We start from the raw sequence: 23,344 nt of genomic DNA, 5'->3' as shown, positions 1-23,344 counted from the left end.
GGGAGGGCGGTCAAGACTGGACCTCATACTCGAACGCCACGCCTTCCGGGTCGTTCTCGGCGAACCACGCGCGGGCGGCGTCCTCGGTCGCAAAGACCTTCATGTGGTCCTTGTCTCCGACCTGCTTGCTCGTGTCGGTGTAGATCCAAACCTTCTTAGGCATGGCCTCGACGGCATCCATCGCCAGGACCTCAAAAAGCTGCCTCAGTCCCTCTTCCCCGTTCGGGCCGTTGGCTTGGATGCTGGCGAACCCGCTGGATTCCAAGCCAGACCTGATAGCGGTAGCGACGCGTTCGATTATGTCTGTCATCAGAGCTTCCTCAGGGAGAGCGGGTAAGTGCCGCGAGGACGGCGGCGCCTCTGGCAGAATCCTCAAGTCGTTCTGCCTTCCGGTCGGCACCGTCCTTGGTTTCGTGACGGCTGATCACCTTCATGGTGTCGTCTGAGATCAGGTTGCCGCCCCAGTGGTGAACGACCTCCCATTGCCGGCGATCATACGCCCCATTTCGGCGCACCCACCATTCATCTTTGACGCTGTGCCACGCCCTAGCGACCTCAAGAGGCGTCATCATTCCCTCACTTGCGATGGTTGCCCATCATCTGTAGTGACTAAGGCGTCTTCCGCCTCTTGAGCCATTTGGTGGGCCAGGGTCATCTCCTGCGTCGCCGGGCACCAATCAGATATCCGCTTTAGCACCCCTCGCAGTCGACCGATCTCGTCCAGCTTGGATTCAAATAAGGCCCTAGAGACAATGACGAGGTCCGCCGCATCAAGCTCGTCTTGAAGGCATTTCACCCAATCCGGTGTGCTCATCTCATCCTCGATGTTCGCTTAGGATTGCCGGGCAGGGAGGATTGAGTATCGAGGAGACGGCCCCGATCCGCCTGCCGGCGGCTCATTCTTTTCGCAGAACGCCTTCGCCTGCTGGTACGTGAACCGCTCCAGCAGATACTTGTTGCCCCAGGCGTCATAGATTTCGAACCACATGCTCACGTCCTGTTTAGGATCGGGCAAGACCGAGCGCGGCTCGAATGTCAGCCTGCGCTTGGCGATACCCGATATCTCTTGCCTGATAGATCGCTGAAACCAAGGCGTGCCCGACCATCTCTCGCAAGCTATCCTGCATCTCCGGCTTGAACATATGATCTCCAATGTAAAGATCCCCAACGCCCCACCAATTGTCGGGGTCCAGAATGCGGTCCTTGGGATCAATCGACACGACCCTAACTGTGTCGTTCTGTACGCGCACATCGAGCTCTGCGCGGTCTTTCTGGTGCGGGACGTTGGTCAGGCGGCACATGCTATTCTCCTGTCTGATAGTGGCTGCTCAAGAGCGCCGTAGTGCGGCGAGTTTGTCGCGGGTCGTACCGAAAAGCCCGTCAAGGGCGTAGACAGAATACGACGTGACCGGGTTCGATACCCAAGTATCAACCCAAGTCGAGAACTCACGCAGGCGCTCATTCTCTGCCTCTAGCTCGTCAATCTGACGGCCCAACTCTTCTGCATATTCGTGGCTAATGGTCATGGTCTTGTTCCTCGATGCTCGTTTAGGTGCGCGGCATAGCATCGGCCGCTGCCTTGGCTAGCCGCATGTAATAATTCCGATGGTCCTGGTCTATTGCAAGCCACTCCCGCAACCCGCCGCGGGCATCGGCGCAAAAGATCGCCCTGGCCACGTATTCGAGTTGTTCGTAGGTCATGTGGTGACTCCCCGCGCCGCAGATCGGCGCGGTAACGAAGCGTCCTTCACCCACCGTCTCACCAGAAGCTCGCACCCATCCACCAGTATGATGCCGTTGGCGAAGCCGCCGTGGGTTATCCGCTGCTTGCAGCACCAGCATTTGCCGCGCCTCTTGATCGGCTGCATATATCGGCGATGCTCTGCCGCCGATGCCCATTGCCCCCACGTCATGTACGCTCCCTGCTCAGCAGTTGGGATGAGGCTTGATGCCAATCTCTCTGAACTCTTCATTTGAGAGAATAAACACCCGTTCGTAAGGGTTCGGCATCGTTGCCTTCTCATTGAACTTGATGACCGTAAATGGGCTGGACGGGTGGCTGGTATCCCATAACTCAATTACGCTAACGGCATTGTCGCCAGCGGGGACAATGCGGCGGCTGATCAGTGCGTCTTCTGGTCTCATGAATGCTCCTCGGTCAGCACCAGCGAATGTACAGCCGGTGGAATAGATTGATGATGCGCCAGCCTCGCCCCCTGGCTTGCGGGAGCCAAAGCGGGCCGCTGCCGTGCTCACCGCGGCAGTAGGAGCAAGTGCAATCCCGCGTATGCCGCTCGACCAAGATATGGGTGCCGCGGATCTGGGCCTGCAAAACGTACCAGCTCGTCTTGTTCGGCCACTGGTCGCCGATCACGAAACGCTTGTACCAAGGGGCGCTTTTAGCCCAATTCATCCGCGCTCTCCATTCGAGAGCGCCGGGATGCGCGGCGGAGCTGCGGGCTCGGAATCGTACTCCCGCTGAACCTCGTAGGTGCCTTCCTGGAACGGGAGATCAACGCTATGCAGCCACATCGCGCATTCCGGCGTGTGGCATTCCTGCCCGACGCCATCCAGGCAGGCTTCGCAGATGTGCATCGTCACGACTTTGATTTTCATGTTCTTCCCCATTTGCTACTGAACAGCTTTGAACTGGCGCTTGACCATGCGCGCATCCCGCGCCTCAGCTAAAAGGGCCGGGACATAGGCGAGTAAAACAGCTTCGGCCGCCTCGGCAGCACTCGTCTTGCGCTCGCCAAACCATGTCTTTCGACGTTCCTTCGAGCGCTCCAAGGCTTCCGTAAGATGCACTATCTCGGAATCTCTTAACATCATCGTTCTCCTTGCCAGACCTGTGTGGTGCTAAAACGGAATGTCGTCGTCGTTCGCCGAGGATTTCCGCCAGCGAAGCTTAAGTTTGTGCAGACGCCAGTGGGCGAGCGAGAGCGGGTACAAAATGGGGGAGAAGAGGTCGCGCCACCGTTGCCGGCGGTTCTCGCGCTCCTCCCACTCGGAATATTCCCGCTGGCGCTCGATCTCGGCCTCGACCTGGACTGCGGTGGCCTGCCAGCTATGGCCGCAACTGCACCTATAGCGGTAGTCCAAGATGTCCAGATCGGCATCTGTGTGGTCACACCGATCCTCATCCTCGTCGTAGTCGTCATAGGGCGAGGCGAGCTTCCAGTCGTCGTAGCTGTCCCGCCAGCTATCATCGTTCCACGCCATGGCGATCTCCCCTGCTCAGCGTCACTGACTGACGGCCTTGCGGAGGTCCGCAGGCCGCTCCTTCTCCCGGTGGATGCTCCAGGCGAGCCGAGACTTCTGCCAGCCATCCGAACTCTTGGCGAAGTTCTCTGTCATCTCCAGCAGGTTGTGGCAGGCGCGGCCGATCGCGGTCGTGCCTCCGTGTGCCATCGCCAGCTTCTTCAGCGTGGATCGGGTTTCGGTGAAGTCGGTCATGGGGCATTCCTCCTATTGGTGGCTTTTAGTTTTTCGATCCCCCGGCTCAGATGGTATCTATCGAAGGGGCCGCCGTCCAAAGAGTGGAAATATCCCTGGGATCCGTAGAGAGAATTATTGGCCTCGATCACCATTTGCCGAGCCTCATTCCGTTCCCGCTCAACATCGAGCGGAATGGTCGCCTTGATGGCCTTTTGTATCAGGCGTGGCGGGATACCCTGCTTGGCGTTCCCATAGGTCAGAAGTTCAGAAATGTCCGCCGGCAGACCGTTGCTAACCAGCGACACAAAGAACGCCGCTTCAAGCTCCAGCAAGCGCTCGGTCTCTGCCACGATCTTCTCACCAATGTCGCGCGCGGAAGGTGCGGGAGCCTGCGAAACTTCCCCCTTGGCTTCAAAGCTGCTCATTATCCCTCACTTTCCGGTAAGGGCTTGGCGGGATTAGAGGATTTGACTTCTGCCTCCCCCACCAGCCTTCGCTCGCTTCGCGAGCTACGGCTGGGCAAGCCAGACCAAATCACCGTCACGCGAAGCTAGCGAAGGCTGTCACGCCGTAGCCCGGAGGGCGTAGGCGGACTGGTCCAGAGCGTAAGTCACCCCATCATCTCCCTGACCATCGGCACCACTTTCCGCCCGTAAAGCTCGATGCTCCTCATCAGCTTCTCGTGCGGCAAAGGCCCGGCCGAATATTTCAGCTGGAAGCGCGAGATGCCAAGCGCCTTTGCGGTCTTGGCGATCTTGCGCGCGACGGTTTCCGGCGAGCCGACATAGAGCGAGCCGTGCTCGGCCTCATTGACGAACTCGTCGCGGCCCATCGGCGGCCAGCCGCGCTCCTTGCCGATCCGGTCGCGCATCGCTTTGTAGTCGGGCCACAGCTCTTCGCGCGCCTGTTCGTCCGTCTCGGCGACGTAACCGGGCGAGTGTACGCCGATCGGCTGCGCCGGGCGGCCGAACTCCTTGAAGGCGCGGTGATAGAGATCGACGTAAGGCGCAAAGCGCGCGGGATCGCCGCCGATGATCGCGAGCATCAGGGGCAGGTCGTAATGCGCGGCGCGCACCACCGATTGCGGGCTGCCGCCGACGCCGATCCAGGTCTTAAGCCGGCCGTTCTCGACCGGCGGATAGACCAGCTGCTCTTTCAGCGGCGGACGCAGCTTGCCTTCCCAGGTCACCGGCTGCTGCGACAAGAGTGCCGCGAACAGGTCGAGCTTCTCCTCGAACAGCGCCTCGTAAGCGCGCAGGTCGAAGCCGAACAGCGGAAAGGATTCGGTGAAGGAGCCGCGGCCGAGGATAACCTCGGCGCGACCGTTGGAGAGCGCATCGAGCGTGGCAAAGCGCTGGAACACGCGAATGGGGTCGTCCGAGCTCAGCACCGTCACGGCCGAGCCGAGATGGATGCGCCTGGTGCGCGACGCGATCGCGGCGAGCACGGTCTCGGGCGAGGAGATCGCAAAATCAGATCGGTGGTGCTCGCCGAGGCCGATGAAGTCGAGGCCGAGCTCGTCGGCCAGCACGGCTTCGTCGACGACGTTGCGGATCACCTGCGCATGCGCAAGCATGGCGCCGGTGGCGTCCCTGGTGACGTCGCCAAAGGTGTCCAGTCCGAATTCGAGCGGTGCGGTCATCGATCAGGTCTCTGTGGGGAGGATCGACGACATCTAGTGGATGGCCGCCGGGTCACAAGGCGGGTTTCGGAAATGCTCGGTTTCCGTTTGGTAGACCCTTGCTCTCTGCGCGGTCACGAGGCGGCAGATGTCGTTGCCGCCTCGTGCTCATGACAGTCAGAGCGGATCGCGGATCAGCGGCGAGGTCGAGCAGTGGATGCCGCCGCCGCCGAGCGCGACCTTGTCGTAAGCCACAACGCGCGTGGTGATGCCGGCCTTGGCGAATTTCTCCATGGTCCGCGGCGAAATGCCTTCGGGCACGATGACATGGCCCGGGCGTACGGCGAGACAATTGATCACCCAGTTCTGGTCATCGGGACAGACCTCGATCTGGCGAATCCCGAGTTCTTTCAATTTGTCAAGGAACCAGAACGGCAGCAACGTCGGGTTCACGAAGGCGGTATCGCGGTCGATCATCACGAACATGCCGTCGATGTGCAGCCGATAGCCAGTCAGCTGGACGCGCAGCAGCTCCACGCCCTGCGTGCGCAACACTTCCTCGAGCTGGCGCGCGCCTTCCTCGTCGACGCGGCTCGATAGCCCCACGACCGCGACCTTGGGCGTGATGAAGGCGAAGCTGCCACCTTCCATGAGTCCCGTGCCGGAGATCGTCCTGAGGATCGGCATCCCGAGCTTGGACAGGGTACGGCTGACCGGCAGCTCTTCCCCGCGCCTGATCGGGGGGCCGAGGCGGGTGACGATGGCGCCGCCGTCGACGGCAATCACGCTGTCGCGCGTGTAGACGGTCTTCATCTTGCCCGGCGCGCATTGATCGACATAGACGACCTCCGCGCCTTCCTCGCGTAACGCCTGAGCGAGCGCGTCATGCTGGCTCTGCTGTGCGGCCAGATCCGGGATCACGTCACCGCGCCAGTACCAGCCTTGCTCGGGGTCGCCGAAGGCGCCGATCTCGGGCAGGCGCTTGTTCGCGTCAACGATATTCAACTCGGCGCCGGGGCGATGCATGAGCACCATCCGGATCTGGCCGACGTCGTTGTTGCAGCCCCAGCGGCGCCCCCAAACGCCGACCTGCTCCGATTCCGTCTCGAAGGCCGGTTCGGCGCGCGACGGAAACGCTTTGATCAGCATGTTGTAGCGAAATTCGGGCTCGGAAATGATCGACATGAGGGTCTCCTGCGGGAAGTGGTTGGTGTGGCGCATGCGGGCTCAACGCGAGCGGTACGCCCGGACTGCGATATCGATGAAGAGAAGACTGACCGTGATCAGGATGAGCACGGCGGCGACTGCGGCCATGGTGGGATCGAGTTGTTCGTTGATGCCGTCCCACATCCGCCGCGGAAGCGTGAAAACCCCGCGGCCGGCAATGAACAGCACGATCACCAGCTCATCCCAACTGTGGATGAAGGCGAAGATCACGCCGGAGATGATGCCCGGCAGAATGTTCGGAATGATGACCATGCGCAGCGTCTGGCCAATGCTGGCGCCGAGGTTGAGGGCCGCCTGTTCGAGCCTGGGGTCGAAGCCGGCGAGCGCCGTCGAGACGGTGATGATCACATAGGGCATGCCGGTCACCGCATGGGCGATGATCACGCCGGTGTAGGTATCGATCAGCCTGAGGTCCACCCAGACCTGATAGATGCCGAGTGCGTAGACGATGGTCGGCACCATGATCGGCATCAGCATGACGAGGCGGACGATATTGCTGGCACGGTTGCCGAGACGCCAGCATCCGATAGCGCAGAGCGTTCCGGCGACCGTCGCGATGACCGTCGAGCAGATCGCGATGACGAGGCTGTGCAGGATGCTCGTCAGCCAGGCCTGGCTGGTCAGCAGGTTGTGATAATATTGCAGCGAGACGCCGTCGCGTGGCAGCGACAGATAGGGGCGATCGGTCAGCGACACCGCGAAGACGATGGTGATAGGCAGGACGAGAAAGCAGATAATCGCCCATGCAATCGAGCGCGTTATGGGCGAGGAGCCTTCGAATGCGGTGCTGCTGGTGCTCATATGGACCCGAACAGCTTGCGCAGATCGACGACGCGGGCGAGCGCGACAAGCAGCCCGCCGATGATGATGAGCAGGGTGCCGGCCAGCATGCTGCCGACGCCCCAGCGGACGATCTCGAGAATCTGGACCTTGATATATTCGGCGATCATCAGAGTCTTGCCGCCGCCGAGAATGGCCGGGGTCACGAAGAAGCCGAGGGAGAAGATGAACACGAGGATACTGGCGCCGACTACTCCGGGCATCGACAATGGCAGGAACACCTGGCGGAACGCGACGGCGCGGCTGGCACCAAGGCCCCGGGCTGCGGCAACGCATCGTTGATCGATGTCGCGCATGTTGGCGTGGATCGGGAGGATGCCGAAGGGCAGCATGTAGTGGACCATGCCGATCAGCACACCGGTCTCGTTCCAGATCAGGCTGAGCGGAGCGTCAACCAGTCCGCTTGAGATCAGGATATTGTTGATGAGACCCTCGCGCCGCAGCAGCACAAACCAGGCGAAGGCGCGCACCAGGACAGAGATCCACAGCGGCACGAGAACGCCGAGGAACATCCAGCGGCGGACCCGCTCGCTTGCATGGACCAGCGCGTAGGATACGATGTAGCCGAGCACGAGCGTGATCAGCGTGCTGATGACGCTGATGCGCGCCGTCGTCGCCAGCATGCGCTGGATCGACGCGCTGGTCGCAAGCATGGCGTAGTTGTCGAGGCCCGGCTGCGGCTCGGTGACGCTCAACCAGAGCACCTTCGAGATCGGGTAGACATAACAAACGATCATCAGCGCCAGGGCCGGCAGGATCAGCAGCCAGTAGCGCGCGGTTACGCCGAAGCCCGGACGGGACGGCGAGGGCGTCAGCTGATCTGCAGGAGAGCTCATCGATATCGGACCCGGGCGCTCGGGGCTTTGCGCGGTTTTGGCGAGGTTTTGGCGGCGCGGCGCCGAGGAGCGCCACGCCGCCGGTAACGGACGTCAGGAGGAGATGAAATCCAGATAGGCCTGGAAGGTCTTGGAATGGTTTTCGATGTACCAGGCCGCGTTGATCCTGGCCTGAACCGCTGCGTTTGCGGGATCGGCCGGATTGGTCGCGCGCAGCGCTTCCGGCACCATGGACTGGGCCGCCGGGTTGGAGGGACCGTTGCCCATCGCAGTCAGAAGTTTCACCTGCCCCTCCGGCTGCTGCATGGAGGCGATGGCGCGGAAGGCCTCGGCGCCGGCCGGATTGTTCTTCGGCACGACCCACAAGCCGGGCTGCAGAAGACCGTCCTTGAAGGTGTAGGCGATGCGGTTATTGGTCTCGGCTCTGAGGACGTTGGCGCGGGTGTGCCACAACAGGCCCATGACGCATTCGCCGTCCCGCATCAGGCTCTGGCTTTCGGCGCCGCTGTTCCAGTAGAGCACATCCTTCTTGATGGTTCCGAGCTTGGCGAAGGCGCGCTTGACGTCGAGCGGATAGAGCTGGTCGAGCGGGACACCGTCGGCGATCAGGCACAGCTCGAGCATGGCCTGGGAATCCTTGCGGACCATGCGGCGGCCGGGATATTTCTTCAGGTCGAAGAAGTCTGCGAGGGTCGGCGTCTCCTTGACCTTGGCCGTGTCCCAGGCGAGCACGGAGGAGAACATGTAGTTCACGACGCCGTTCTCGTAGGCGAACTCCGTGGCGACCTTGCTCTTGTCGACGATGCTGTAGTCGATCTTCTCCAGGGCGTTGCGCGGCCCGAGCTCGGCCAGCGTCGTGACGCCGCAATCGCAGATGTCCCAGGTGACGTTGCGCGACTGGACCATTGTCAGGATCTTGCCGTTGAGGGGGCCGCTGCCGTCCAGCACCATGCGGCCGCCCTGCGCGGCGAAGGGCTGCACATAGGCTTCGTCGAAAGCCTTCATGGCGGCGCCGCCGTAATTGACCACGACGACCTCCTTGCGCGCCTCTGCGCGGGCAGCGCCGGCGGCGAGCACTGCGGGAGCGGCGAGAAGGCCGGCGCCTCCCTTGAGGAGGGCGCGCCGGGTCGGGGTGAAAATTGAATTGCGTTCGTTCATGACGGAAGCCCCATTCGTTCGTTTCGACTGTTGCGGCACTGCAGTTCAGGCATCGGTGACCAGCGTCCCGGCGCTGTGGTCCCAACCGATCGTTACGGCGTCGCCGGCGACCGGCGGCTCGCCATGTCGCCAGGTCGGCATCATCACGACGACGTCGCCGAATTCCGGCGTGGCGACCACGAGCCGGAATTGCGAGCCCAGATAGCTCCACTCGGAGACGACGCCTTTGAGCGTATTGTCGGGTTGACCGGTTTTGCCGGCGAGGGTGATCTTCTCCGGCCTCAGGGCGATCACGACGGGCTGGCCGATCGCCGGGCGATTGCAGTCGTCGCTCGCCTGGATGATCCGCACGCCCTGATGGGTCAGCACGAAGCCGCCGGCCACGTGACTGTCCGCGCTGCCCTTGAGGAAATTGCTCTTGCCGAGAAAGTTGGCGACGAAGCTTGTCGCGGGCCGCTCGTACAGCTCGGTCGGCGATCCCTGCTGGACCATCTTGCCGTCTCGCATCACCACGATCCGGTCGGACATCGACAGGGCTTCGTCCTGGTCATGGGTGACGTAGATGAAGGTCAGGCCGATCCGCTTGTGCAATCGCTTCAGCTCGTCCTGCAGCTCTGCGCGCAACTTCTTGTCGAGTGCGCTCAGCGGCTCGTCCAGCAGGAGCAGGTGAGGCGTGAAGACCATCGCGCGGGCAAGCGCGACGCGTTGCTGCTGGCCGCCGGAGAGCTGGCGCGGATAGCGGCCGGCTTGCGAGCTCAGCTGCACCAGATCGATGGCGGCATCGACCTTGCTCTTGATCTCGGCGGCAGGCCGTTTGCGCACCTTCAGCGGGAACGCGACGTTGTCGTACACGGTCATGTGCGGAAACAGGGCGTAGCCCTGGAACACCATACCGAAATTCCGCTGCTCGGGAGGGAGTCGCAGGATGCTCTGTCCGCCCAGCAGGATGTCGCCGCGATCGGGCTGGACGAAGCCGGCGATGGACATCAGCAGCGTGGTCTTGCCTGAGCCCGAGGGCCCCAGCAGCGTCAGAAATTCTCCGCGCTTGACCGTGAGGGACACATCGTTCAGCGCCGCGAAGTCTCCGTAGAACTTGACGAGCCTCTCGATCTTCAAATCGTGATCAACTCCTGCGGAAGCTGACACACTTATGAAATTGTTGATGGTCATTCTCGTCTTCTGGCTACGGCGGCAGAACGTGCGGAGATCCGTGTATCCCTGCAGATTGGCCGAGAGCCAAAATCGCAACAATCATCTAATTTGCATCTGTATGGTGTGTTTTTTGAACGATTGACCCGCCGGTGGCCGACGGTTGCAATCAGTGCGTTCGGTGTGCCGACGATGAGCGTCGGCGTTGTCGCTGGACAGGCGGCCTATTCAGAACGAGCCGTCGCATCGATTGTCCTGGCGATGCCCCCCTGGAATGCTTCCTTCAACCAGCGGCGCAGCACCACCAGTTCGGGGTCGCCCCAACGTCTGGCAACAGCGACGAAGTAGTAACCGCCGAGACTGACGGGGTGAGGGCTAAGATCGACCAGTCTGCCTGCGGCGAGGTCCTCCTCGACGAGTAGCGCGTTTGCGAGTGCGACGCCTTGTCCCTGTCTTGCGGCCTCGATCGTCAAATGGGCATGCCAGAGGTGCGGTCCTCGCAACATCGGCAGGTCGGTGACCCCCGCATTTTCGAACCATTGCTCCCAATAGAGCGTCGAGGCTTCGTGGATCAGCGGCAGGTTCAGGAAATCGGAAGCCTGAGTGACGACGGGATGGCGCGCCCTGAACGCGGGGCTTGCGACGGCATGAATCTTCGGCGCCGCGATCAGCTCGGTCCTGACCTTCGGGCGGCTGATCATCATGTTCATGTGAACGATCTCGGCATCAGCCTCGCCGCGCGTGAAGTCCGCACGCGACAGCGTTGGATACAGGGCGATGTCGTAGCTCGGCAGGCTAGCCATGAGCGCGGGCAAACGGGCGAGCAGGCGCTGATTGATGATGCCGGGAATGCACCAGATCGTCAGGGTTCGGCGGCTGGCCGGACGAACATCTTCGTTGGCCTGGCGCAGGATGTCGAAGGCGCGGGTGACCCGGGCGTGGAATGCTTCGCCCGCGGCCGTCAGCAGCAAGCCGCGTCCGTGCGCCGCAACCAGCGCGACATTGAGGTCGAGCTGGAGCTTGCGGATGTGTCGGGAGACGACGGTCGGACTCACCGACAATTCATCGCTTGCCGCCTTGATGCTGCCGGTGCGGCCGACAGCCTCGAAGGCTCTCAGGGCATTGAGCGACGGAAGCCGCAGTGACAAGCGATCCTCTGGCAAAAGCCACCTCTTTCCAGATGATCTAGCTCACCAAACCAACCAGCGAAAGCAGGATCCGCGCCAATCCGAGGGATCGATGTGCTGGGATTCGGACCCGCCTACCGCCACATCCCCCGCATCCGCGCCCCGATATCGATCTTCGGGCCCTGCGCCGCCGCGCGGGCCGCAGCCGAAGCCGCCTTCGGCCAGGCGGTGCGCTCGAACAGATAGACGAGGGATTCCGGGATGAAGCGGGTGCGCGAGGCGTAGACGTGGCGGTCGCCCTTGGCTTGCTGGCCGTGGGTGAAGAAGCGCTGCGGCACGACGAGGTGCAGATCGTCCTTGGCGCGCGTCATCGCGACATAGAGCAGGCGGCGTTCCTCCTCGAGCTCGGCCGAGGTGCCGGCGCCGAGATCCGACGGCATGCAGCCGTCGACGACGTTGAGCACGAACACCGACTTCCATTCCTGGCCCTTGGCCGAATGGATGGTGGAGAGGATCAGATAGTCCTCGTCGCGGAGCGGAGGACCTGATTTGTCGCTGGTCGCATCCGGCGGATCGAGCGTGAGCTCGGTCAGGAATTTTTCGCGCGAGGCATAGCCGCTCGCGATCTGCTCGAGCTGCATGAGATCGGCGCGGCGCGTCTCGGAATCCTCGTGGATGCGATCGAGATGTGGCTCATACCAGAGCCGCACGCGCTCGAGATCGGCGGGCCATTCCGAGTAACGCAGATTTCCGACCGTGCGGACGAAGTCGGTCCAGTCAGCGCCGCTGCGTGGCGGCACCGCAAGCTGGCCGAGCGCGGCAAGCGGATCGGTGCTCTCCGCCATCTGGTCGAGCACGCGCTGCGCGGTGGCGGGGCCGACGCCGGGCAACAGGTGCAGGATGCGGAAACCGGCGACGCGGTCGCGCGGATTTTCGGCAAAGCGCAGCAGCGCCAGCACGTCCTTGACGTGCGCGGCATCGAGAAATTTCAGTCCGCCGAACTTGACGAAGGGGATGTTGCGGCGGGTCAGCTCGATCTCCAGCGGACCGGAATGCGAGGACGTGCGGAACAGCACCGCCTGATGCTTGAGCAGCGCGCCTTGCTCGCGGTTGGCCAGCACCTCCTCGACGATGTAGCGGGCCTGGTCGGCCTCGTCGTGGACGGTGACGAGCTGCGGCTTCTGCGACGAGGTGCGGTCGGTCCACAGGTTCTTGGTGAAGCGTTCGCGCGCAAGCCCGATGACGCCGTTGGCCGCCGCCAGCACGGGTTGCGTCGAGCGGTAGTTGCGGTCGAGCGTGATCATCTCGGCACGGGGGGAGAAGCTTTGCGGAAAATCCAGGATGTTGCGAACAGTGGCGGCGCGGAACGAATAGATCGACTGCGCGTCGTCGCCGACCACGGTCAGCCCGCGTCCATCCGGCTTCAGCGCCAGCAGGATCGAGGATTGCAGGCGGTTGGTGTCCTGATATTCGTCGACCAGCACGTGATCGAAGCGGCCGCCGATCTCTTCGGCGATCAGCGCATCGCTCATCATCTGCGACCAGTAGAGCAGCAGGTCGTCGTAATCCAGCACGTGCTGGGTCTGCTTGGCCTCGACATAGGCCGCGAACAGGCCCTTCAGTTCGGCGGCCCAGCCCGCGCACCAGGGATAGTGCTGGCCGAGCACTTTTTCGATCTCCATCTCGGCATTGACGCAACGCGAGTAGATCGACAGGCAGGTGCCTTTGGCGGGAAAGCGGCTCTCGGTCTTCGACAGGCCGCGCTCGTGCCGGACCAGATTCATCAGGTCGGCGGAATCCTCGCGGTCGTGGATGGTGAAGGCTGGATCGACGCCGATCCGCTCGGCATATTCGCGCAGGAGGCGCGCGCCGATGCCGTGGAACGTGCCGGCCCAGGTGAGGGCGTCGCGCATGATCGCGGCATTGTTCTCGCCCAGCACCTTTCGTGCGATGCGCTCAACCCGGCCGGCCATCTCGGCCGCGGCGCGGCGGGAGAACGTCATCAGGAGGATGCGTCGTGGGTCCGCGCCTGCGACGATCAGGTGCGCGACGCGATGGGCGAGCGTATTGGTCTTGCCGGAGCCCGCCCCGGCAATGACGAGCAGGGGAGCGCCCACGGTCGCGCCGTCAGCGACGCCATGCTCCACGGCGCGGCGCTGCTCCGCATTGAGCGTATCCAGATATGTCGCCACGAATCGCCCCGGTGAAAGGGGGAGAGTCGGCGATCCCGGCGCGAATCGCAATGCGGCTGGACGGAACCAATGTTAAGACCTAGGGACAAGACGGCCCGAAGTTCCAGCCCGAGAACCGCGCAACCGGCATGACTGAGCTCAAGCCCAACCAGTTCGAGATGCGGCGGCTGGAGTCGCTCAGCAACACCATCTTTGGTGTCGCTATGACGCTACTCGCCTACGACCTGCCCAAGGCCGCGGTGTTCACCAGTGCGCCGAGCTGGAGCGATCTCGCCCATATCTATTCCGGCAAGCTCGCCGGTCTCGCGCTCAGCTTCATCATCGCCGGCGTGTTCTGGATCAGCCACCACCGCCGGCTCGCGCGCCAGCCCGTGGGCAGCCGCGGCATGGTGATCCTCAACCTGTTCTTCCTGCTGTCGATCGTGCTGCTGCCGGTGACAAACGGCCGTGCTCTACGGCCTGCATCTGACCGCGATCGCCGGCCTCAATGCCTGGCTGTGGTGGACGATTTTGGGCGGCTGGCGCCACGAGATCATGGCCTCGATGTTTCCGCTGCTGGTGTTCATTCCGGGCACGATCGTTGCGGCCTTCGCGCCGCACGTCGCGCCCTTCGTGTGGTTCATCGCCTTTGGCGGGCTGCTGATCCAGCGCTTCTATGCCGCGCCGACCGGGCCAGGCGCGTGAGGCGGCGGCTCACCCTTTTGTCGCGCCGAACCCGTCGGCCGGCACGTAAAGCTTGACCGGGCGGATTTCGTAGACCGCCGATGGGTTGACCTCGCGCAGCTTCCGCGCCGCCGCGATCGCTTCCTCATCGGTATCGTAGTCGACGAGATGGAAGCCGAGAAGCTGCTCCTTGGTCTCGGCAAACGGGCCGTCCAGCACCATGCCCGCGCCGGGGCCGCGCAAGGTGTGCGCCTTTCGGGTGTCATCCAGACGGGCGGCCGGCCCAAGGTGTCCGCTTGCCCTCAAGGGCGCCTGAACCTCGATCACTTTGGCCACGACCGCGGCGTCCTGCTCCGGCGTCCAGGACAAAATCTCGTCTTCCACGTGGTAGGCCAGGATGGCGTAAAGCATCGTCACCTCATTTGTTTTTCAAGTTCGCAGTCGGAAGGGTGTATGAGCGCCGCCGATACCGACAATCCCGGAGACTAACATATTGCGTCGCGCAAGTTGCGACGAAACCGTCCTGAAACCCGATTGCCGCCCTCGGAGGTGAACGCTGCCCAAAGCCGAGGCGACTGATGGCCACCAAGAACACTTCGGAGGCGGCCATGTCGACCATAAAGATCATCTGCGACGCGCGTCGGGCGGGAAAGTCGGAAGCCGCGGATTTGCACGACCAGTCCGGCCACCACCGCTATTACGGCAGCTCGGCCGAGAATGGCGGCGAGCGGATCGTCGAAAGCCGCCGCGGAAAACGCCCGCGCGCGCTCAATGTGTGTGGCTTCTGAAGCCCTTGGCGACACCGTCTCTCGACATGGACGTCCCGCAAATATCGATCGCGGCGATGCCGTTCCTGCTTGCGCTGATGAGCCGGACGCGAAAGGCAATCGCGACGTGCCTGCTGACGAGCATCATCACCGTGCTGCTCGGCGACGAGCCTCATCGGGCGGTGATGGCCTGGTGCGTCGGCGTGCTGATTGCCGCCGTTGCCCTGCGTGAGCGGCTTCGCGCGAGCCGACCCGATGCCGTCACGGCGCGCTCAGGACCTGTCTGACCAGCGCCTCGCGCAGCGTGGCCAGCTCGCCGCTCGCTTCCATCTGCGCGATCACCTTGCCGACCTTCGGCACCAGATCGCGATGGCGTTCGTGCAAATAATGGTAGATGTGGATGCGCTCCAGCGGTGGCGAGAGCGGGACAATCCTGGCCTGCCGGTTGAGTTTCCCACGGCGACGAGCCCACTGAAGAGGTCGGTGACCATCACCTCGAAACGGCCGGCGTCGAGCATCCTGATCATGTTCTCGAGGCTGGTGGTCGCGGTGACGCGGGCCATGCCGCGTGTCCCGGCCTCTGAGGAGCCGACGCCGCGGACGATTCCGATGCTGTACTCCCTGATCGAATTCCAGCCGGCGACGTCGAAACGGAGTTTCGTCGCGAAGACCGCCGGCTCGATGTAGTTGATCGCCGGCGTCACCTGAATCAGCGTCGGGTAGTCGCTGGAGAGCGTTCCGATCCGCTGGATCTCGCCATCGACCTCGCCGGCGCTCGACAGCGCCAGCGCGCGCTTGCCGGGGACGTCCTCGAACTCCAGCTTGATATTCAGCTTGGCATAGACGGCCCGCAGCATCTCGCCGCCGACATATTGATCGGGGATGTCGGCGATCCGCGCCAGCCGGATCAGCTCCTGCGCGTGCGACGGACCGGCGGCGAGCAATGACAGGCAGGCGACGATGATCCGCCACATGACGCGTCTCCTTTGCCCTGCATGGCTACCATTGGATTCGGATGGCCGCGATCCACCGGGGGGCACCCGTGTGGCGGCCGCACCGCTCGCCCGTCTTGCAGGCGACTGCGGACTTTAACCAATGTCATTCCAGTACGCGAAGTGATAGTTTGCACGAGAATCCTGCTGCTGGGCGCAAGATGAGACCCCGCCAAGCCGCCCATGGGCCGGCAGGATCGCCACGCAGGTCGCGTGATGAGAGAATTTCAATTGTCGAATTGCTCGCGGCTGCGACCCGCCGTCCGGAGCAGGGTGCCGCCATTCCGGGGACGTGGTGCATGGGCAACGCAGGCGACGAGGACTCCAAGCGCAGCAGTCGCGCCGGTCCCCCGGCCGCCGCGAAGCAGGATTTGAGCGGGATCGGCGCTGCATTTGCCCCAGGGATGATCGGAGCGCTGCTGTCGCGGATCTTCAACTGGTCGCGCAGCGGCGTCGGGCCGCGCCTGCTGGCCGCTGTGCTGCTGTTCTCCTCGATCGTCACGCTGATGCTGACCGCGCTTCAGCTCTATCTCGACTACGACCGCGAGTTCGGCGTCATCGAGACGCGGCTCGACGAGATCGGGCGCAGCACGACCGGCAGCCTCGGCGAGAGCCTGTGGAATCTCGACCAGAACCAGCTCAAGCTCCAGCTCGACGGCATCCTGCGGCTGCCCGACATCCGCGCCGCCGAGGTGCGCGAGATCGCCGATCGTCCCAATCCGATCCGTGTCGCGGTCGGCGAGCCGAGCACCCGCTCAGCCGTGACACGCGACTATCCGCTGAACTACAGCGTCCAGGGGACGTCACGCCCGATCGGCGTGCTCCATGTCGAGGCGACGCTGGCCGAGGTCTATCAGCAATTGCTGAACCGGGCCCTCATCATCCTGGCAAGCCAGGCCGCGAAGACCTTTGTCGTCTCGCTGTTCATCATCTACATGTTCCATCTGCTGGTGACGAGGCATCTGGCCGCCATCGCCGAGTTCGTCGGCCAATACAGCCTGTCGCGGCCGCCGCCGCCTTTGCACCTCGAGCGCCGGCCGCCCCGCGATCCCGATGAGCTGGACAAGGTGATCGACGCCTTCAACGGGATGTGCGCGAAGCTCGGGCGCGCCTCGCAAGTCTCGAGCGCGACCTGAATATCCGCCGGCGCGCCGAAGAGGACGCGCGTGCCAGTGAAGAGCGCTTCCGCGACTATGCCGAGACCGCGTCCGACTGGTTCTGGGAGACCGGACCGGATCATCGGTTCACCTACGTATCAGACCGGGCCGGCGCCTTCGGCATGGACAACAAGGCGCTGGTCGGCAAGCACCGCGTCGATGCCGCCTCCGACCGCGACGCCGAGCCTGAGAAATGGCGCGCGCACGTGGCGACGCTGGACCGCCACGAGCCGTTCCGGAAGTTCGAATATCGTGGGCGCGACGTTGCCGGCCGCATGCATCATTTCAACGTCAACGGCCAGCCGATCTTCGCCGCGGATGGACGCTTCATGGGCTATCGCGGGTCGGCCACCGACCTCACGGCGCAGCACGAGGCCGAGGAACGGCTGCGCCAATCCCAGAAGATGGACGCGATCGGTCAGCTCACCGGCGGCGTTGCTCACGACTTCAACAACGTGCTCACGGTCATCACCGGCACCATCGAGATCATCCAGGAGGGGCTTGCGGACAAGCCCGAGTTCGCCGCGATCGCACAGCTGATCGACGATGCGGCGGCGCGCGGCGCCGAGATCACCTCGCAGCTGCTGACCTTCGCGCGCCGCCAGCCGCTCGAGCCCCGCGACATCGACGTCAACGCACTCGTGGTCGAAACCGCGAAGCTGCTCAAGCCGATCCTCGGCGAGCATATCGAGATCGTGACCCGGCTCGCGGACGACGCCTGGTCCGCGATGGCAGATCCGTCGCAGCTCTCGTCCGCGATCGTCAATCTCGCCGTCAATGCGCGTGACGCGATGCCGGGCGGCGGCCGGCTCACGCTGGAGACCGCGAACCGCGAGCTCGACGGCACCAGCGGTGCCAGCGACGGCGACATCATGCACGGCGCCTTCGTGATGATCGCGGTGGCCGACACCGGTCACGGCATCCCGGCCGACATCCGCGAGCGGGTGTTCGAGCCGTTCTTCACCACCAAGGGCGTCGGCCGCGGCACCGGGCTTGGGCTGAGCATGGTCTACGGCTTTGCCCGCCAGACCGGCGGCACCGTCGTCATCGAGAGCGAGGAGGGGCGCGGCACGGTGATGCGGCTGTTCCTGCCGCGGTCGGAGGGCGAGGCGCCGGCCAGGACGGCGCCGGTTCAGCCGCCCGCATCGGCACGCGGGCACGAGACGATCCTCGTCGTCGAGGACGATCCGCTGGTGCAGGGCTATGTCATCGCCCAGCTCGGCACCCTCGGCTATCGCACGCTCGCCGCCAGCGACGGCGCAGCCGCGCTTGCGCTGGTCGACCAGGGCGTCAAGTTCGATCTCCTGTTCACGGACATCATCATGCCCGGCGGCATGAACGGTCGGGAATTGGCCGAAGCCGTCCGGCTCCGTCGGCCGGGGGCGAGCGTGCTCTACACCTCCGGCTACACCGACGACACCATCGTCCACGAGGGACATCTCGATCCCGGCCTGGCGCTGCTCAGGAAGCCGTACCGGAAATCGGAGCTGTCGCAGAAGATCCGCGAGGTGCTTGCAAGCGAGCCGCCGGCCTGAGCGGAGCTCATCCATGCGGGCGCCACCCACGAAAAAGGCGCGGCGGGGAGACCCCGTCGCGCCCGATTTCTTGCTCGCTGGTCCAGGGCTGAGAGCGCCCCGATGCCGGGCCTTTCGTCAAAGCCTAGCGGGCGATCCCAGCGAGGTGACAGCGCTTGAGATAAGACACTGGATCACCTCCTTTCGTTTGGTTTCGGGACTCTGAATATAGGACGAAATCCCGCCGCCGTTAAGAGGCGCCCCGGGGGCGGGAACTGGCCTGTCCGCAACACGGGAAAGACCGGTCCGGAGCAGTTGAGACTGCCGCCCGGTCGTGTTAGGGAGCCAGTAATGCGGGTGTAGCTCAATGGTAGAGCAGCAGCCTTCCAAGCTGAGAACGGCGGTTCGATTCCGCTCACCCGCTCCAATTTCCCCATCCCGAAAATCACTTACGATTCAATGAGTTGCACGGGGTGGAATCGTCGTCAAGAGTCCAAAATCAGACTGTCCACGACATTCTTAGGGCGCTCCTCGGGCGCACTCTAAATCGACTGCACGAACAACAACTTGCGCGCAGTTTTGTTTACAGAATTCCGAATCGACCTGTTTTCAAAGTGTTTGCGTGAAGTGCGATGATGTTCGTGTGCTTACATCAACAGATTAGGCGGCTGTTTTTGATTCGATGATGAGCGCGCGCATCGGCATCACTGCTTCAACTAAGGAAGAGACTTTTCAGACTCAGCCAGAAACAGAACTGTCGAAGCAGTCATGTGTAAGACGTAGGAAATGAGCTCATCAGGAATGACGGGGGCGGGTGCTGCTCCTGCGCCATGACCGCCTTGTCTATTGCGCGGCGTTGAAATTGCTGACTCCAATATGCTCCTGAGTCCTCCAATGTGCGTCTGCCAATACGGAGGGATTAGACCGTTGTCGAAAAGGATTCTAACCAGCTCTGAAACTGTTGCCCTGTTTGGATCGTAGGGCCAGTTTCGTTTGGTGCAGATCACTTTCATCGTGCTCTCGAAGCATTTGCAGCAGTCGACAAGTGCCTCTTCTTTATTGCCGTGCCGGAAGTGCTCGTACGCGCCCAAGAATTCTTCTTGGGCGTTCTTGAAGGCCGGATCTCGCAATACAGTCAGAGCGGGAATAACCGCTTCAGTGTGAATCAGTTGGGAATCGATGCGGATAATGCTTCCATCCGCGTATTGGTAGCCGACGCCGCTCTCTTTGAAGCGAATGTTCAACTCTGTAATTGCGTCCTTACAGATCTCAGCGCTGTTCCGCCGACGGGGTATATAATCGTTGCGCGAACAAATCCGCTCGATTGTTCTGGCAGTAATTTCAACTGCGTCCAAAACTCGATCAGTGTTGCTTTCGCTGAGGAACCATTGTTTCAGTTCGTCGAAAGCGTACTGCTCATCGTTGGGATCGCGTTTCGTTTGCAGCAAATTGAAAACCCGGTATTCACGCCGGAGAATTTTCACGATCTGCTGGTAAATTGATCGGATTTTCTGGCCCGTGCCATCGGGTCCAGGGGTGACAAAGGGGATACCAATAGCGTCTCCCCAGATGTGGATGATTTGGGTTCGAAGGCCTTCAGGAATTTCATCGTAGGTGAAAACGTCAGTGGCTTGCCCCAATTCGCGAGCACGCCGTTTTGAATACAGATCGTAAACCGGCATTCCTGTCCCTCAATCGCTTTTGTCGCGTCAGCGCGACACGAATTGCTCAAATCTGAGTTACAATACAACCTGAAATCAACCGAACAACTTAACACTCACAAGGGAGGTGTATGGATATCGATATTGATGCGCTGGAGGCTGCGGCGCTGGCGGCGACGCCGGGGCAGTGGGAGTGGAACGGCGACACATTGATGGCGGGAAAAGATTACGTGCTTTGGCCAGGCAACGTTCTGAACCCTATTGATGGCATCCCGCTGACTTGGGCTGAGCGGCTAGGCTCCTGTGGGGAAACAACGGAGTCGCGTGCCGAAGCTAACGCCCGCCTCATCGCCGCCGCTTCGCCGGCCGTGGTGCTGGAGCTGGTACGCCGGCTGAAGGCTGCCCGGTCGCTGCTGAGTGAGGTCGACGAACACAACGAGGCCTGCACTATCTATCTGCAAAGCCTAGGCATGGCCGGCATGAGCGAGCCGAAGCGTAATCTGGCTGACCGCCTGCATAACTTCCTGCAAGGAGGTGCATGATGACCACCGACCGCGAACTGCTGGAGCTGGCAGCGAAGGCCATCGGTCTGAATCTGCGCTACAATTATCTCGGCGGGCGTGACGCCAACCAGCCGTGGGATCCACTTACTGACGACGGCGACCGCTACCGGCTGATACGCGATCTCGGCATGTCGATTTGCTTCAAGGAATGTACCATCTACAAGCGCCAGATTAATGGCGACTTGATCCAGGAGTGGTGGGGCGGCGACTGCGGTGATGAGGAGCATGCCGTGCTGCGCGCCGCCGCCGAGATCGGTCGGAGCACGTCATGAACGACCGCGAACTTCTGGAGTTGGCGGTCAGTGCTCCACACGACGAGCTAGACCTACCTCGTTTCTGTCCCGAAGATGTGCGCAACTACCTTGGCGAGAGATCCGCATACGGCGAATTCCCCCGAGGCGACTGGAAGGAACGCGTATATGCAAAGGCTCGCCTGAAATGGGCAAAAGCAATTGTCGCCGAGATCGGCCGGAGGACGGCGTCGTGACCATATCCTTGCCCCATGATCCTCTTCCTAAAATCCTCCACCCCCGACGGCAGCAACAACAAGATGCCGCTGCACGACAAGCTGGTCCTGATCTTCAAGGAGCGGGTGGAGGAGGCTGAGGACGACCAGGACCGGGCGAGGGCGGAGCGGGATTTGGCGAAGCTGCAGGCCGTGGCCGGGGTCGACTGAAAATATCGAAAGGACAATAAAATGAGTGATACCTACCAAGCAGTTTATGATGCCGTTCGTAGCAAAATCAGTGGCGGGGATATCGGAAGTGCTGTGGAAAGTGCAGTTCGTGATGCCGGCATAGGGGATCAAGTTCATTCATGCCGCTTAGCTGTAGAGAATGCATTGGCATATTACGTAGACCCCAGTGTTCTATACCGACCAAAGCTCAGCGTTGATGGCAATCAGTGGTGTGCTTTGTACGGTGAAAACCTGCAAGATGGTATTGCTGGTTTCGGCGACAGCGTCGAATTGGCGATGCGCGATTTCAACAAGAACTGGAATGCGAAATTGTCAGTGCGTGTAGTCGGACAGGTTCCTGCTGCATAGAACCTAAAACGGCTGATAGAGTGCGAGGCGCCGGTTGACACGGCGCTTTTTTTATTGGCTGGCGCCGCCAAAAGTTCCGTTTTTCAGGGCGCTCCTCGGGCGCAATAGCCAGTGATTTGGGGGTGTTTTGGAGGATCTGGCGTGAAGTCTGGAATACAGGAAAGTGCTTGTTTTACGCTGTTTGGTGAACTTCGGTGATTTTGCGTGCTAGATATGGTTTTGACTTCCAAGCTGAATACGAGGGTTCGATTCCCTTCACCCGCTCCAATGATTCCAGTTACTTATATCAGTCTCCGTTTCCGTTCGGACAAGCACGCTGTTGTTGGGCTTTGGCCATGTCAGCCAGGGCAGGCGGCGGCCCCAATCACGGACCAACATCAACCCACCGATCCGCTCCCGTTTGATTGCGTCGAGTTCGCTCGTCAGCTCAGGATAGAGGGCTGCCCCGTCATCGTCGAAGAGCGGCACCCAGCCTTCGGCGCGAGTTTTCTCGTCGACGATCCTGACCATGTCCGACTTGTCTTGTGGCCTGTAGTGCGACACATCGAAGGTTGCGAAGATGTCGGTTTCGCGCTGGAGCTGGCGATATCAAATCTACTTAAGGTGCAGCCCTCGGCAGGCAGACCACCGAGGGCGTGTACTCATAAAAGCGGCCGGCGAGACCTCGGCATCGGTTCTGTCCGTATTTGACCCCCAGTGTCGGCCGTTAACTTACGTAAATGCCATCTCGCACTGGGGGGCCGAAACTTGAGCTATCACCGCAAGGCCCGCCTGGGCGGCTTGGAGAGTTGTGTCGCAAGGGTAGGGTGCTCGCGTACGACTTAGGGAGCTGATCGCGGTCTTCGCGCGCAGGGCGGACCCTCTTAGAGACGGACACCGGTTGTCGCGAACGCCTGGTCGACGGGTTCCTGCACTTGGTTCAAGATAGCCATTGCTGCAATTGCGATCACGATGGCTGCTGCGCAGCCGAGCAGGAAAGCCTTCATCTGCAAACTCCATTCTTCAAAGGCGGCGCGTATCTTACGATGTGGCCTGTCGCGAGCACCTCCGACGATCGATTCAAAGTTCGCCCCAGTTCGACCGGCTTAAGGACCTTTAAAGATCGGGGCAGCCGAAAACGAATCGCCCATCAACCCCCAGGACTCAAGGTCGGCGCTGTGCAGGTCCACTTCCAGGATTGCAAGCAGCAGCGCGAGCACAATCGTTGTGAAGACCAGGAGAGGCGAAGCTTCTCGCGCGGCCGAATCTGGCGCGGTCATGAACGCGCGAGCGGCGCATAGCCGCGCGATCATCCGCAGCAATGGTCTCGATCGCCCCTGCATGTCGTCTTCCTTGACGCGACGAGCAAAGACGTAACGTGAAAAGGCTAGGACTCGCGCCGCCGGCATTCAAGC

The 23,344-nt window shown here is 62.0% G+C and carries 32 protein-coding genes, 1 tRNA gene and 3 pseudogenes; 10 read left to right on the top strand and 26 right to left on the bottom strand.

Annotated elements, in window-relative coordinates; translation table 11 throughout:
- Window positions 1-10 precede the first annotated feature (10 nt).
- The 20 genes from QJT78_RS15225 to QJT78_RS15130 form a co-directional block, all read right to left on the bottom strand.
- Complete coding sequence (locus QJT78_RS15225) at window positions 11-310, bottom strand: hypothetical protein (protein ID WP_049807472.1); 300 nt, start codon at window positions 308-310, stop codon at window positions 11-13.
- Window positions 311-568: 258 nt separating this feature from the next.
- Window positions 569-814 carry a hypothetical protein gene (locus QJT78_RS15220; RefSeq protein ID WP_038942355.1) on the bottom strand — a complete coding sequence of 82 codons (246 nt, stop codon included), beginning with the start codon at window positions 812-814 and terminating at the stop codon, window positions 569-571.
- Between the two features lie 18 nt (window positions 815-832).
- Window positions 833-988 (bottom strand): hypothetical protein, encoded by a 156-nt coding sequence (locus QJT78_RS15215; RefSeq protein ID WP_157790205.1) that lies wholly within the window; start codon window positions 986-988, stop codon window positions 833-835.
- A gap of 13 nt (window positions 989-1,001) precedes the next feature.
- The gene (locus QJT78_RS15210; protein WP_038942353.1) at window positions 1,002-1,301 is read right to left on the bottom strand and encodes a hypothetical protein; all 300 of its coding nucleotides are present in this window, start codon (window positions 1,299-1,301) and stop codon (window positions 1,002-1,004) included.
- A gap of 27 nt (window positions 1,302-1,328) precedes the next feature.
- On the bottom strand, window positions 1,329-1,526 hold the full coding sequence (locus tag QJT78_RS15205) for a hypothetical protein (RefSeq protein WP_038942352.1): 198 nt from the start codon (window positions 1,524-1,526) through the stop codon (window positions 1,329-1,331).
- A gap of 22 nt (window positions 1,527-1,548) precedes the next feature.
- The gene (locus tag QJT78_RS15200; protein WP_157790206.1) at window positions 1,549-1,701 is read right to left on the bottom strand and encodes a hypothetical protein; all 153 of its coding nucleotides are present in this window, start codon (window positions 1,699-1,701) and stop codon (window positions 1,549-1,551) included.
- Between the two features lie 225 nt (window positions 1,702-1,926).
- Window positions 1,927-2,145, bottom strand: coding sequence for a hypothetical protein (locus tag QJT78_RS15195; protein WP_038942351.1), 219 nt, complete (start codon window positions 2,143-2,145; stop codon window positions 1,927-1,929).
- Between the two features lie 264 nt (window positions 2,146-2,409).
- Window positions 2,410-2,616, bottom strand: a complete 207-nt coding sequence (locus QJT78_RS15190) for a hypothetical protein (RefSeq protein WP_157790207.1) — start codon at window positions 2,614-2,616, stop codon at window positions 2,410-2,412.
- A gap of 15 nt (window positions 2,617-2,631) precedes the next feature.
- Entirely contained in the window at window positions 2,632-2,832 is a 201-nt protein-coding gene (locus QJT78_RS15185; RefSeq protein ID WP_038942348.1) for a hypothetical protein, read from the bottom strand.
- 27 nt (window positions 2,833-2,859) lie between these two features.
- Window positions 2,860-3,222 (bottom strand): hypothetical protein, encoded by a 363-nt coding sequence (locus tag QJT78_RS15180; protein ID WP_049807471.1) that lies wholly within the window; start codon window positions 3,220-3,222, stop codon window positions 2,860-2,862.
- Between the two features lie 21 nt (window positions 3,223-3,243).
- The gene (locus QJT78_RS15175; RefSeq protein WP_038942346.1) at window positions 3,244-3,456 is read right to left on the bottom strand and encodes a hypothetical protein; all 213 of its coding nucleotides are present in this window, start codon (window positions 3,454-3,456) and stop codon (window positions 3,244-3,246) included.
- Window positions 3,453-3,863, bottom strand: coding sequence for a hypothetical protein (locus tag QJT78_RS15170; RefSeq protein ID WP_038942345.1), 411 nt, complete (start codon window positions 3,861-3,863; stop codon window positions 3,453-3,455). The genes QJT78_RS15175 and QJT78_RS15170 overlap by 4 nt, the downstream gene beginning before the upstream one ends.
- 185 nt (window positions 3,864-4,048) lie before the next feature.
- Complete coding sequence (locus QJT78_RS15165) at window positions 4,049-5,080, bottom strand: LLM class flavin-dependent oxidoreductase (protein WP_028149879.1); 1,032 nt, start codon at window positions 5,078-5,080, stop codon at window positions 4,049-4,051.
- Between the two features lie 156 nt (window positions 5,081-5,236).
- Window positions 5,237-6,244 (bottom strand): arginine deiminase family protein, encoded by a 1,008-nt coding sequence (locus tag QJT78_RS15160; protein WP_028149878.1) that lies wholly within the window; start codon window positions 6,242-6,244, stop codon window positions 5,237-5,239.
- Window positions 6,245-6,286: 42 nt separating this feature from the next.
- Window positions 6,287-7,087, bottom strand: a complete 801-nt coding sequence (locus tag QJT78_RS15155; protein WP_038942344.1) for an ABC transporter permease — start codon at window positions 7,085-7,087, stop codon at window positions 6,287-6,289.
- Window positions 7,084-7,962 (bottom strand): ABC transporter permease, encoded by an 879-nt coding sequence (locus QJT78_RS15150; RefSeq protein ID WP_080586500.1) that lies wholly within the window; start codon window positions 7,960-7,962, stop codon window positions 7,084-7,086. Before QJT78_RS15150 ends, QJT78_RS15155 begins: the two co-directional genes overlap by 4 nt.
- A 93-nt stretch (window positions 7,963-8,055) precedes the next feature.
- The gene (locus QJT78_RS15145; RefSeq protein ID WP_049807469.1) at window positions 8,056-9,120 is read right to left on the bottom strand and encodes an ABC transporter substrate-binding protein; all 1,065 of its coding nucleotides are present in this window, start codon (window positions 9,118-9,120) and stop codon (window positions 8,056-8,058) included.
- 45 nt (window positions 9,121-9,165) lie between these two features.
- Window positions 9,166-10,236, bottom strand: a complete 1,071-nt coding sequence (locus tag QJT78_RS15140; protein ID WP_202801338.1) for an ABC transporter ATP-binding protein — start codon at window positions 10,234-10,236, stop codon at window positions 9,166-9,168.
- Between the two features lie 257 nt (window positions 10,237-10,493).
- Window positions 10,494-11,417, bottom strand: coding sequence for a LysR substrate-binding domain-containing protein (locus QJT78_RS15135; RefSeq protein WP_049807468.1), 924 nt, complete (start codon window positions 11,415-11,417; stop codon window positions 10,494-10,496).
- Window positions 11,418-11,530: 113 nt separating this feature from the next.
- A complete protein-coding gene (locus QJT78_RS15130) occupies window positions 11,531-13,588 on the bottom strand; it encodes an ATP-dependent helicase (protein WP_038942339.1) in 2,058 nt (685 codons plus the stop codon).
- A gap of 128 nt (window positions 13,589-13,716) precedes the next feature.
- Between QJT78_RS15130 and QJT78_RS15125 the strand changes: the two are divergent.
- A pseudogene (locus tag QJT78_RS15125) lies at window positions 13,717-14,272 on the top strand (TMEM175 family protein).
- Window positions 14,273-14,281: 9 nt separating this feature from the next.
- Here the strand turns inward: QJT78_RS15125 and QJT78_RS15120 are convergent.
- Window positions 14,282-14,662 carry a YciI family protein gene (locus tag QJT78_RS15120; protein WP_028149876.1) on the bottom strand — a complete coding sequence of 127 codons (381 nt, stop codon included), beginning with the start codon at window positions 14,660-14,662 and terminating at the stop codon, window positions 14,282-14,284.
- Window positions 14,663-14,829: 167 nt separating this feature from the next.
- On the opposite strand from QJT78_RS15120, the gene QJT78_RS15115 reads away from it, so the two are divergent.
- Window positions 14,830-15,039, top strand: coding sequence for a hypothetical protein (locus QJT78_RS15115; RefSeq protein ID WP_014494462.1), 210 nt, complete (start codon window positions 14,830-14,832; stop codon window positions 15,037-15,039).
- A gap of 26 nt (window positions 15,040-15,065) precedes the next feature.
- Window positions 15,066-15,305 carry a hypothetical protein gene (locus QJT78_RS15110; RefSeq protein WP_049807464.1) on the top strand — a complete coding sequence of 80 codons (240 nt, stop codon included), beginning with the start codon at window positions 15,066-15,068 and terminating at the stop codon, window positions 15,303-15,305.
- Here QJT78_RS15110 and QJT78_RS15105 read toward each other — a convergent pair.
- Window positions 15,280-15,992 (bottom strand): annotated as a pseudogene (locus QJT78_RS15105) (transporter substrate-binding domain-containing protein). The gene QJT78_RS15110 and the pseudogene QJT78_RS15105 overlap by 26 nt on opposite strands.
- Before the next feature lie 317 nt (window positions 15,993-16,309).
- Here QJT78_RS15105 and QJT78_RS15100 point away from each other — a divergent pair.
- Together QJT78_RS15100 and QJT78_RS15095 are read left to right on the top strand one after the other, a co-directional pair.
- Window positions 16,310-18,702: pseudogene (locus QJT78_RS15100) on the top strand (ATP-binding protein).
- A gap of 332 nt (window positions 18,703-19,034) precedes the next feature.
- Window positions 19,035-19,108 (top strand) — tRNA-Gly (locus QJT78_RS15095).
- Window positions 19,109-19,397: 289 nt separating this feature from the next.
- On the opposite strand, the gene QJT78_RS15090 is transcribed toward QJT78_RS15095, so the two are convergent.
- Window positions 19,398-20,363, bottom strand: coding sequence for a hypothetical protein (locus QJT78_RS15090; protein WP_038942336.1), 966 nt, complete (start codon window positions 20,361-20,363; stop codon window positions 19,398-19,400).
- Between the two features lie 110 nt (window positions 20,364-20,473).
- Between QJT78_RS15090 and QJT78_RS15085 the strand changes: the two genes are divergently transcribed.
- Genes QJT78_RS15085 through QJT78_RS15065 form a run of 5 tightly spaced genes read left to right on the top strand, consistent with a single transcriptional unit; the run spans window position 20,474 to window position 21,950 of the window.
- On the top strand, window positions 20,474-20,884 hold the full coding sequence (locus tag QJT78_RS15085) for a hypothetical protein (RefSeq protein WP_038942335.1): 411 nt from the start codon (window positions 20,474-20,476) through the stop codon (window positions 20,882-20,884).
- Window positions 20,881-21,177 carry a hypothetical protein gene (locus QJT78_RS15080; protein WP_028149871.1) on the top strand — a complete coding sequence of 99 codons (297 nt, stop codon included), beginning with the start codon at window positions 20,881-20,883 and terminating at the stop codon, window positions 21,175-21,177. The genes QJT78_RS15085 and QJT78_RS15080 overlap by 4 nt, the downstream gene beginning before the upstream one ends.
- Entirely contained in the window at window positions 21,174-21,392 is a 219-nt protein-coding gene (locus QJT78_RS15075) for a hypothetical protein (RefSeq protein WP_038953015.1), read from the top strand. Before QJT78_RS15080 ends, QJT78_RS15075 begins: the two co-directional genes overlap by 4 nt.
- A gap of 15 nt (window positions 21,393-21,407) precedes the next feature.
- On the top strand, window positions 21,408-21,581 hold the full coding sequence (locus tag QJT78_RS15070; RefSeq protein ID WP_155257824.1) for a hypothetical protein: 174 nt from the start codon (window positions 21,408-21,410) through the stop codon (window positions 21,579-21,581).
- Between the two features lie 21 nt (window positions 21,582-21,602).
- The gene (locus QJT78_RS15065) at window positions 21,603-21,950 is read left to right on the top strand and encodes a hypothetical protein (RefSeq protein ID WP_155257823.1); all 348 of its coding nucleotides are present in this window, start codon (window positions 21,603-21,605) and stop codon (window positions 21,948-21,950) included.
- Window positions 21,951-22,205: 255 nt separating this feature from the next.
- Here QJT78_RS15065 and QJT78_RS15060 read toward each other — a convergent pair whose 3' ends face one another.
- From QJT78_RS15060 to QJT78_RS15050, 3 genes are all read right to left on the bottom strand, one after another.
- The gene (locus tag QJT78_RS15060) at window positions 22,206-22,460 is read right to left on the bottom strand and encodes a hypothetical protein (protein ID WP_038942334.1); all 255 of its coding nucleotides are present in this window, start codon (window positions 22,458-22,460) and stop codon (window positions 22,206-22,208) included.
- Window positions 22,461-22,813: 353 nt separating this feature from the next.
- Complete coding sequence (locus QJT78_RS15055) at window positions 22,814-22,936, bottom strand: hypothetical protein (protein ID WP_264653549.1); 123 nt, start codon at window positions 22,934-22,936, stop codon at window positions 22,814-22,816.
- A gap of 99 nt (window positions 22,937-23,035) precedes the next feature.
- The gene (locus QJT78_RS15050; protein ID WP_028149869.1) at window positions 23,036-23,272 is read right to left on the bottom strand and encodes a hypothetical protein; all 237 of its coding nucleotides are present in this window, start codon (window positions 23,270-23,272) and stop codon (window positions 23,036-23,038) included.
- Window positions 23,273-23,344: the final 72 nt, after the last annotated feature.

It is taken from the genome of Bradyrhizobium sp. Mp27 (genome assembly GCF_029953005.1).
In the GTDB taxonomy this organism is placed as follows: domain Bacteria; phylum Pseudomonadota; class Alphaproteobacteria; order Rhizobiales; family Xanthobacteraceae; genus Bradyrhizobium; species Bradyrhizobium barranii.
Note: the sequence above shows the minus strand (reverse complement) of the source record. Positions and strands in the feature narration are given on the sequence as shown.

What these genes read in the sequence shown, in the direction of transcription:
- QJT78_RS15225 (WP_049807472.1), bottom strand. Translation starts at nt 310, where the DNA reads ATGACAGACATAATCGAACGCGTCGCTACCGCTATCAGGTCTGGCTTG.
- QJT78_RS15220 (WP_038942355.1), bottom strand. Translation starts at nt 814, where the DNA reads ATGAGCACACCGGATTGGGTGAAATGCCTTCAAGACGAGCTTGATGCG.
- QJT78_RS15215 (WP_157790205.1), bottom strand. Translation starts at nt 988, where the DNA reads ATGTGGTTCGAAATCTATGACGCCTGGGGCAACAAGTATCTGCTGGAG.
- QJT78_RS15210 (WP_038942353.1), bottom strand. Translation starts at nt 1,301, where the DNA reads ATGTGCCGCCTGACCAACGTCCCGCACCAGAAAGACCGCGCAGAGCTC.
- QJT78_RS15205 (WP_038942352.1), bottom strand. Translation starts at nt 1,526, where the DNA reads ATGACCATTAGCCACGAATATGCAGAAGAGTTGGGCCGTCAGATTGAC.
- QJT78_RS15200 (WP_157790206.1), bottom strand. Translation starts at nt 1,701, where the DNA reads ATGACCTACGAACAACTCGAATACGTGGCCAGGGCGATCTTTTGCGCC.
- QJT78_RS15195 (WP_038942351.1), bottom strand. Translation starts at nt 2,145, where the DNA reads ATGAGACCAGAAGACGCACTGATCAGCCGCCGCATTGTCCCCGCTGGC.
- QJT78_RS15190 (WP_157790207.1), bottom strand. Translation starts at nt 2,616, where the DNA reads ATGAAAATCAAAGTCGTGACGATGCACATCTGCGAAGCCTGCCTGGAT.
- QJT78_RS15185 (WP_038942348.1), bottom strand. Translation starts at nt 2,832, where the DNA reads ATGATGTTAAGAGATTCCGAGATAGTGCATCTTACGGAAGCCTTGGAG.
- QJT78_RS15180 (WP_049807471.1), bottom strand. Translation starts at nt 3,222, where the DNA reads ATGGCGTGGAACGATGATAGCTGGCGGGACAGCTACGACGACTGGAAG.
- QJT78_RS15175 (WP_038942346.1), bottom strand. Translation starts at nt 3,456, where the DNA reads ATGACCGACTTCACCGAAACCCGATCCACGCTGAAGAAGCTGGCGATG.
- QJT78_RS15170 (WP_038942345.1), bottom strand. Translation starts at nt 3,863, where the DNA reads ATGAGCAGCTTTGAAGCCAAGGGGGAAGTTTCGCAGGCTCCCGCACCT.
- QJT78_RS15165 (WP_028149879.1), bottom strand. Translation starts at nt 5,080, where the DNA reads ATGACCGCACCGCTCGAATTCGGACTGGACACCTTTGGCGACGTCACC.
- QJT78_RS15160 (WP_028149878.1), bottom strand. Translation starts at nt 6,244, where the DNA reads ATGTCGATCATTTCCGAGCCCGAATTTCGCTACAACATGCTGATCAAA.
- QJT78_RS15155 (WP_038942344.1), bottom strand. Translation starts at nt 7,087, where the DNA reads ATGAGCACCAGCAGCACCGCATTCGAAGGCTCCTCGCCCATAACGCGC.
- QJT78_RS15150 (WP_080586500.1), bottom strand. Translation starts at nt 7,962, where the DNA reads ATGAGCTCTCCTGCAGATCAGCTGACGCCCTCGCCGTCCCGTCCGGGC.
- QJT78_RS15145 (WP_049807469.1), bottom strand. Translation starts at nt 9,120, where the DNA reads ATGAACGAACGCAATTCAATTTTCACCCCGACCCGGCGCGCCCTCCTC.
- QJT78_RS15120 (WP_028149876.1), bottom strand. Translation starts at nt 14,662, where the DNA reads ATGCTTTACGCCATCCTGGCCTACCACGTGGAAGACGAGATTTTGTCC.
- QJT78_RS15115 (WP_014494462.1), top strand. Translation starts at nt 14,830, where the DNA reads ATGGCCACCAAGAACACTTCGGAGGCGGCCATGTCGACCATAAAGATC.
- QJT78_RS15110 (WP_049807464.1), top strand. Translation starts at nt 15,066, where the DNA reads ATGGACGTCCCGCAAATATCGATCGCGGCGATGCCGTTCCTGCTTGCG.
- QJT78_RS15090 (WP_038942336.1), bottom strand. Translation starts at nt 20,363, where the DNA reads ATGCCGGTTTACGATCTGTATTCAAAACGGCGTGCTCGCGAATTGGGG.
- QJT78_RS15085 (WP_038942335.1), top strand. Translation starts at nt 20,474, where the DNA reads ATGGATATCGATATTGATGCGCTGGAGGCTGCGGCGCTGGCGGCGACG.
- QJT78_RS15080 (WP_028149871.1), top strand. Translation starts at nt 20,881, where the DNA reads ATGATGACCACCGACCGCGAACTGCTGGAGCTGGCAGCGAAGGCCATC.
- QJT78_RS15075 (WP_038953015.1), top strand. Translation starts at nt 21,174, where the DNA reads ATGAACGACCGCGAACTTCTGGAGTTGGCGGTCAGTGCTCCACACGAC.
- QJT78_RS15070 (WP_155257824.1), top strand. Translation starts at nt 21,408, where the DNA reads ATGATCCTCTTCCTAAAATCCTCCACCCCCGACGGCAGCAACAACAAG.
- QJT78_RS15065 (WP_155257823.1), top strand. Translation starts at nt 21,603, where the DNA reads ATGAGTGATACCTACCAAGCAGTTTATGATGCCGTTCGTAGCAAAATC.
- QJT78_RS15060 (WP_038942334.1), bottom strand. Translation starts at nt 22,460, where the DNA reads ATGGTCAGGATCGTCGACGAGAAAACTCGCGCCGAAGGCTGGGTGCCG.
- QJT78_RS15055 (WP_264653549.1), bottom strand. Translation starts at nt 22,936, where the DNA reads ATGAAGGCTTTCCTGCTCGGCTGCGCAGCAGCCATCGTGATCGCAATT.
- QJT78_RS15050 (WP_028149869.1), bottom strand. Translation starts at nt 23,272, where the DNA reads ATGCAGGGGCGATCGAGACCATTGCTGCGGATGATCGCGCGGCTATGC.